Below are 7,009 nucleotides of genomic sequence, written 5' to 3' on the forward strand. Positions count from 1 at the left end.
CCTCCATATTTTTTAATTTGTAAGCATATTTTATCACAAATAGCTCGGGAAATGTAAAGAGTTTCAAAAAATATGAAAATAGTTATATGAAACGCTTGCAAAAACTCCTGAAAAATGATAACCTTTACCTAGAATGGTGTGCAAATACATATTTTTTTTAATATTTAGAGGAGAATTTATATGGAAAAACAAACAATTACAATATATGATGTTGCCCGTGAAGCGAATGTTTCAATGGCAACTGTATCCAGAGTGGTAAATGGGAACCCAAATGTTAAACCAGCAACAAGAAAAAAAGTGTTAGATGTTATCGATGAATTAGATTATCGTCCAAATGCAGTAGCACGAGGATTGGCAAGTAAAAAGACAACTACAGTTGGAGTAATTATTCCCGATGTTACAAATTTATATTTTGCAAGTTTAGCAAGAGGGATTGATGATATTGCTACAATGTACAAATATAATATTATTTTAGCAAATTCTGATCAAAATAATCATAAAGAAATTCAAGTGTTAAATACATTATTGTCTAAACAAGTAGATGGTATTTTATACATGGGGAATAATTTAACTCCAGAATTACGTGCAGAAATTGTACGTTCAAAAACTCCAATCGTATTAGCAGGAACAATTGATTCTGATCATGTTGTGGCTTCGGTTAATATTGACTATAAAGTAGCTACTCAAGAAGCCGTGCAAAAATTAATCGAAAGTGGACATAAAAAAATTGCGTTTGTAACGCCATCGTTAAAAAATACTTTTGCATCAGATTTACGTTTAGATGGGTATAAAGAAGCTTTAGAAGTAGCTAAAATTAAATACAATGAAAAGTTTGTATGTGAAATCCCATTAACGTATCAAGCAGGAGAAGCTTTAGCAGAAAAATTATTAAATGCTGGAATTACAGCTGCAGTTGTAACAGACGATGAAGCAGCAGTTGGCTTATTAAATGGCTTATATGATCATGGAGTGAATGTTCCTAAAGATTTTGAAGTGATTTCAAGTCATAATTCAAAATTAACTAAAATGACTCGTCCTACATTAACTACAATTGCTCCTCCATTATATGATATTGGAGCAGTAGCGATGAGATTATTAACGAAAATTATGAATAAGGAAGAAATTTTAGAAACTGAAATTACTTTACCTTATAAGATTGAATATCGTCAAACAACTAAATAATATAAAAACGACTTCGAGTTTTAACTCGAAGTCGTTTTTTTAATTTCTTGATTTTGTAGTCTGTGTTGAAGAAGATTTTGGTTTTTCTGAAGATGACGATTTTTTCTTATCTTTATCTTCGCTAGCTTCTTTTTCTTTCTCAGCTTTTTTCTTTTCAGCTTCTTTTTCTTGATCGCTTAGTCCGTTCCAATATCTATCTAATTCATTATTAGTGGCACCTACAGCAAAGTGATAAGTTGGAGCAATTGGTCCATAATCTTTTTTGAATAAGTCTGTTGTAGTACTTCCACCAATAGAATAAGTTTGACCATTATAAGTAGCTGTTCCAGGTTTTGTTCCTGTTACAGATACAACGGAATCTTGATAAACGGTTGAAGGTTGAACGAATTTTGTACTTTGATTAAATAAACTTGGTTTTGCACTATAAACTGCATTCATTAAGCTTGTCCAATTTCGTAAACTTCTCATCGTTGGATGACCATAGCCATCAGATTCTGTAATGGAGTAACGAGCACTATAGAAATTATCGTATCCAATCCATGAACCAAGAGTTACTTCAGGAGTATATCCCACAAACCAGTTATCCACTTCAAATTCTGAAGTCCCAGTTTTTCCAGCAATATCGGCAGTAAATTTCAGGTTACCTTTAATATTATAGAAATCTGTTGTTGCAGCTACTTGACGTAAAATATCCGTTGTTAAATATGCGGTAGCAGGGGAGAAAACTTCAGTAGAGACATCTTCATGTTGATAAACAACTTTTCCACGAATATCTTCAATTTTTTCAATTAAATAAGCTTCGTGATGAACACCACCATTTGCTAAAGTAGAAAAGGCGCTTGTTTGTTCCATTACAGTAGGTCCAGTTTTAGTACCACCAATGGATAAGGCAATATTTTGATACTCTTCTTCACCAATTCCTTTGATTCCCATTTTTTTCAAATATTCACCAGCATTAATGCCTTTAGACAACATTGTTTGGAAAATTTTAATCGTTGGGTTATTTAATGAATTTTTTAATGAATGACGAGCAGTTAAGAAATTATTAGAAATTTTATTTCCATAGTTGGTTGGTTCCCAATAAGTTCCATTTTGTTGCAAAATACTAATTTTTGTATCTGGAATAATACTAGCTGGATAAATAATATTGTTTTCCATAGCTGGAGCATAAACAAGTAGCGGTTTAATCGTTGAACCAGGAGAACGATGTGTTGTAAATGCATGGTCTACTTGGTTAACTTGGAAATCACGACCCGCTACGAACCCTAATATACGCCCTGTATTGTTTTCGATTAACACTGCACCATTTTGTGCCATATCAGTTTGTTTTTTAGCTTCACCTGTATTTTGATCAATATACGGTGTTTGGTAAGTTGGACCAATTTTACTTCCGTTAATAGCTGTAGATTCTTGCATCGCTTCGTAAATACCTTGGTCAACAGTAGAAGTAATTTTGTATCCACCTGTCGCTAATTCAGCATTTGCACGATCATAATAGCGATTAAATAATTCTGTATCTTTCTTTAATTGATCATAAGTCAAACGATCTTTCTCAGCCATTTTTTTCATTAAGATTTTTGTAGCTTCACGATTAACAGCTTGATATAAATATGATTGACGCTCAGTAGTGATTTCTTCAGGAGCTAAAAAGTCTTGAGTAATATCATAGGCTAGTGCTTCATCATATTGTTGTTTTGAAATTTTCTTTTCACGATACATACTAAATAGAACAGTTTTCATACGAGTTAATCCCGCAGAAACATCTTCTTTTAGAGTAGCATAGTTTGTATAGGGGGTATACGTAATTGGATTTTGAGGCATACCCACTAAATAAGCTGCTTGAGGTAATGTTAAGTCTTTTGCAGATACTCCAAATACTCCTTGAGCTGCTTCCTCAATCCCTGAAATATTTAACCCATTATGATTTCGTCCGAATGGAGAAACATTTAAGTAAGCTTCTAAAATTTGATCCTTTGTAAAATGTTTTTCTAAACGAAGCGCATATAAGATTTCATTAGCTTTTCGTTTAAAAGTAACTTCACTTGTCAGAATTTGTTGTTTAATTAATTGTTGCGTTAAGGTAGATCCACCAGAAACTCCTGAACTAGATGAACTAGCTTCTTGGAGAAGTGCACGAACGAGTGCTTTTGGAACAATTCCATTATGCTGATAAAAATAACTATCTTCAGTAGCAACAATTCCATCTTTAACAAATGGGGAAATTTTATCTAGTGTAGTTACTAAACGAACTTCATCACTAGTAACATCAGAAATTTTTTCGCCATCTTGATAATAGAAACTTGAAACTAAATTCAGATTCGTAATCGCATCAGCCATTTCTTCTTGGGTTAATGGTTTTTCATTGGCTGTCAAGCTTGCAAAATATCCTAATCCAATTCCTGTTCCAAAAATTCCTAATAATATAAATCCACATAATAGAATAAATAATAAATTTTTAATCACAGAAAAACTTACATTGAAAATAAATCGTAAGTGTTTTTGCAAAGGTTGATTCCAAAAAGCCAAGAATTCTTTGAAAAATTCTCGAATGTTATTCGAATTTGGCATATTTTCAACTCTTTTCTTTTTAAGTATAATATCAGCCATATTATAACAAATAATCAATTAAAACGCTAATTTCTTAATGAAATAAGACGTTTGAGTGGGGAAAGAGTCGAATTTGAATTTTTAAATAAAAAAATTTAGGGTGTAAAGAAAAAATACTTTACAACTGATTTCTTTTCTGATAATATATCTAACTGTGAGATGAAAACATGGAGGTGTAAAAATAATGGCAGTTAAAATTCGTTTAAAACGTATGGGATCTAAGAAAAATCCTTTCTACCGTGTAGTAGTTGCAGATTCACGTTCTCCACGTGACGGACGTTTCATTGAAACAGTTGGTACTTACAACCCAGTTGCAAACCCAGCACAAGTTTCAATCAACGAAGAATTAGCATTAAAATGGTTAGCTAACGGAGCTCAACCTTCAGATACTGTTCGTAACTTATTATCACAACAAGGTATCATGAAGAAATTCCACGAATCAAAGTTTTCTAAGTAATTTTTCTCAATCGAGATAATTCGGTAAAGAGGTGAAAAGAATGCCTGATATTCGTGAATTAATTTTAGCAATCGTTCAACCATTGGTTGATTTTCCTGATGATGTAACCATTGAAGTTTCAGAATCAGATGAATTTTTGGAATACACATTACGTGTGAATTCTGAAGATATTGGACGTGTAATTGGAAAACAAGGACGTGTTGCTCGTGCAATTCGTACAATTGTTTATAGTGTTCGCACTAGAAACCAAAAACGTGTTCGTTTAAGCATTGAAAACAATGACTAGAAAAAAGTTCAACAATTTCTATTAGGAGTTGTTGAACTTTTTTATTTATACTTTCTATTAAAATGGATTTTGTTTGCAATTTTGTTCAATTCTCACGTATGATATCAGTAATGAATTGTGAGGAGGAAAGTAGAAAATATGTCACAATATTTTAAAGTAGGAAAAATTGTTAATACACAAGGATTAAAAGGGGAAGTTCGAGTGATTTCTACAACGGACTTTGCAGAAGATCGCTATCAAAAAGGTGTAGAATTAGCTTTATTTAGAGATGGTGAGTTTGAAAAATTATTGACGGTTAAAAGTCACAGACGCCATAAAAATTTTGATTTATTAACCTTTGAAGATCATCCTCGAATTGAAGATGTTGAAGGATATAGAGATTGTTTATTAAAAGTTTCAAGTGATGCTCTAGAAGAATTAGAAGAAGATGAACTATATTATCATGAAGTAGTGGGATTAGAAATTATTACTGATGAAGGTGTAACTTTAGGGAAAGTAAGTGAAATTTTATCTCCTGGTTCCAATGATGTATGGGTCGTAAAACAAAAAGGGAGGAAAGATTTATTAATTCCATTTATTGAACCAGTTGTTTATAAAATAGATAAAGAAAATAAACAAGCGTTTATTCATGTATTAGAAGGGTTGTTTGACTAAAATGAGAATTGATGTTTTAACATTATTCCCTGAAATGTTTGCTCCAATGGAACAATCAATGATGAAGAGAGCCATAGAGAAAGAAAAGATTTCTTTTGATACAATTGATTTTAGAGACTTTGCCTTTCATAAACATAATCGAGTAGATGATTATGTCTTTGGTGGAGGTGCTGGTTTATTATTAAAAGTAGAACCAATCGACCGTGCTTTAAAAGATTTAGAACAGAGAACTCCGGAAACTAAAAAGAGAGTGATTTTACTAGATCCAGCCGGTAAGAAATTTAGCCAATCTGATGCCGAGGAATTAGCTAAAGAAGAACATTTAGTTTTTATTTGTGGACATTATGAAGGATATGATGAGCGTATTCGAACGTTAGTAACTGATGAGTATTCTATTGGAGACTTTGTTTTAACGGGTGGAGAATTAGGGGCAATGGTCATGATTGATGCAACGGTTCGATTAATTCCAGATGTACTAGGAAATTACGAATCAGCAATTGGTGATTCTCATTCGATGGGATTATTAGAGCATCCTCAGTATACTCGTCCAAGAGAATATGAAGGAATGGAAGTTCCAGAAGTATTATTTAGTGGAAATCATGCCAAAATCGCAACTTGGCAAAAAAAAGAATCCTTAAGAAGAACGTATCAAAGAAGACCCGATTTATTAGAAAGTTATTCATTAGATAAAGAAGAAGAAAAATTATTAAAAGAAATTATGAAAGAAGAGGGCATGAATCAGAAATAATCGAATAATGATTTAGTACAAATAGTTCAAGAAAAGTTGAAAATAGCATTGGTATTCCTTAGATGATTCAAATGTATTATCCTTATATCGTATTGCTTTCGAACACTTAAAATAAAATTTTAAAAAGTAAAGTGAAAATACTTTACAATTAATCATATCTATGATAAACTCTCAAAAGTGGATAGGAGACTATCCATATAAAACGATATTCCGCTGGTTGGACATTCGGCCAAACCATGAATGTTTGTTGGAAGGAGAAAAAAACATGAGCAAATTAATCGATAGCTTAACACAAGAACAATTACGTTCTGATATTCCTGCATTCCGTCCTGGTGACACTGTACGTGTTCACGCTAAGGTAGTTGAAGGAACTCGTGAGCGTATCCAAATCTTCGAAGGTGTTGTTATTAAACGTCGTGGTGCTGGTATCAGCGAAACTTATACAGTACGTAAAGTTTCTAATGGTGTTGGTGTGGAACGTACATTCCCATTACACACTCCACGTGTAGCACAAATCGAAGTAGTTCGTTACGGTAAAGTTCGTCGTGCTAAATTATATTACTTACGTAACTTACGTGGTAAAGCAGCGCGTATCCAAGAACGTCGTCGTTAATAGAAAGACAAAACCCCTTGAGAAATCAAGGGGTTTCTTTTTTGCGTTTTTAATTGTATGGAATAAAAATATCTCCATATTCATTTGTTGGTTTGAAAATTGTTGCAATAACTCTAAAGAAAGTAATAATTGTAGGAATAAATGTCCATGAAAATAGGATTGAAAGAATTCCTTTTAAATTTTTACCTTCGTAAAAATAATGAATTCCAAAGCCTCCTAAAAAGAACATTAATACTAATAAAACTACTTTATTAACATATCTTCCAGGAATGTATCCACGATTGTGATTAGGATCGTAAGAGTAGTTTGCCATCTTGAGTTCACCTCACTTATATTTTTAGATATCGTAACATAGACTGACTATACAAGCAATTATTAAAATGAAATATAAGTAAAAATCCCTTCGTTGTACTGCACCCCAAAAGTTAGACATGAAAAATCTAACTTTTGGGGTGTTTTTTT

General features: G+C 32.4%; 8 protein-coding genes. 6 read left to right on the forward strand and 2 right to left on the reverse strand.

The features are described from left to right. Window positions 1-180 precede the first annotated feature (180 nt). The gene (gene ccpA, locus RYK07_RS00720) at window positions 181-1,182 is read left to right on the forward strand and encodes a catabolite control protein A (protein WP_314851929.1); all 1,002 of its coding nucleotides are present in this window, start codon (window positions 181-183) and stop codon (window positions 1,180-1,182) included. 39 nt (window positions 1,183-1,221) lie between these two features. Here ccpA and RYK07_RS00725 read toward each other — a convergent pair whose 3' ends face one another. Continuing rightward, complete coding sequence (locus tag RYK07_RS00725; RefSeq protein WP_314851930.1) at window positions 1,222-3,750, reverse strand: transglycosylase domain-containing protein; 2,529 nt, start codon at window positions 3,748-3,750, stop codon at window positions 1,222-1,224. 223 nt (window positions 3,751-3,973) lie between these two features. Between RYK07_RS00725 and rpsP the strand changes: the two genes are divergently transcribed. The 5 genes from rpsP (at window position 3,974) to rplS (ending at window position 6,547) form a co-directional block, all read left to right on the forward strand. After that, entirely contained in the window at window positions 3,974-4,246 is a 273-nt protein-coding gene (gene rpsP, locus RYK07_RS00730; protein ID WP_006702874.1) for a 30S ribosomal protein S16, read from the forward strand. A gap of 40 nt (window positions 4,247-4,286) precedes the next feature. Next, window positions 4,287-4,532 carry a KH domain-containing protein gene (locus tag RYK07_RS00735; protein WP_314354353.1) on the forward strand — a complete coding sequence of 82 codons (246 nt, stop codon included), beginning with the start codon at window positions 4,287-4,289 and terminating at the stop codon, window positions 4,530-4,532. 138 nt (window positions 4,533-4,670) lie between these two features. Continuing rightward, window positions 4,671-5,186 carry a ribosome maturation factor RimM gene (gene rimM / locus RYK07_RS00740; protein ID WP_314851931.1) on the forward strand — a complete coding sequence of 172 codons (516 nt, stop codon included), beginning with the start codon at window positions 4,671-4,673 and terminating at the stop codon, window positions 5,184-5,186. Window position 5,187: 1 nt separating this feature from the next. Continuing rightward, window positions 5,188-5,934 carry a tRNA (guanosine(37)-N1)-methyltransferase TrmD gene (gene trmD / locus RYK07_RS00745; protein ID WP_314851940.1) on the forward strand — a complete coding sequence of 249 codons (747 nt, stop codon included), beginning with the start codon at window positions 5,188-5,190 and terminating at the stop codon, window positions 5,932-5,934. Window positions 5,935-6,199: 265 nt separating this feature from the next. Continuing rightward, entirely contained in the window at window positions 6,200-6,547 is a 348-nt protein-coding gene (gene rplS, locus RYK07_RS00750; protein ID WP_006702870.1) for a 50S ribosomal protein L19, read from the forward strand. 49 nt (window positions 6,548-6,596) lie between these two features. On the opposite strand, the gene RYK07_RS00755 is transcribed toward rplS, so the two are convergent. Next, window positions 6,597-6,860 carry an NINE protein gene (locus RYK07_RS00755; protein ID WP_314851932.1) on the reverse strand — a complete coding sequence of 88 codons (264 nt, stop codon included), beginning with the start codon at window positions 6,858-6,860 and terminating at the stop codon, window positions 6,597-6,599. Window positions 6,861-7,009: the final 149 nt, after the last annotated feature.

The sequence above is a fragment of the uncultured Granulicatella sp. genome (assembly GCF_963528315.1).
GTDB lineage: Bacteria > Bacillota > Bacilli > Lactobacillales > Aerococcaceae > Granulicatella.

Bases quoted from the DNA above. Each gene is read 5' to 3' on its own strand.
- ccpA (WP_314851929.1), top strand. From the start codon at position 181: ATGGAAAAACAAACAATTACAATATATGATGTTGCCCGTGAAGCGAAT.
- RYK07_RS00725 (WP_314851930.1), bottom strand. From the start codon at position 3,750: ATGCCAAATTCGAATAACATTCGAGAATTTTTCAAAGAATTCTTGGCT.
- rpsP (WP_006702874.1), top strand. From the start codon at position 3,974: ATGGCAGTTAAAATTCGTTTAAAACGTATGGGATCTAAGAAAAATCCT.
- RYK07_RS00735 (WP_314354353.1), top strand. From the start codon at position 4,287: ATGCCTGATATTCGTGAATTAATTTTAGCAATCGTTCAACCATTGGTT.
- rimM (WP_314851931.1), top strand. From the start codon at position 4,671: ATGTCACAATATTTTAAAGTAGGAAAAATTGTTAATACACAAGGATTA.
- trmD (WP_314851940.1), top strand. From the start codon at position 5,188: ATGAGAATTGATGTTTTAACATTATTCCCTGAAATGTTTGCTCCAATG.
- rplS (WP_006702870.1), top strand. From the start codon at position 6,200: ATGAGCAAATTAATCGATAGCTTAACACAAGAACAATTACGTTCTGAT.
- RYK07_RS00755 (WP_314851932.1), bottom strand. From the start codon at position 6,860: ATGGCAAACTACTCTTACGATCCTAATCACAATCGTGGATACATTCCT.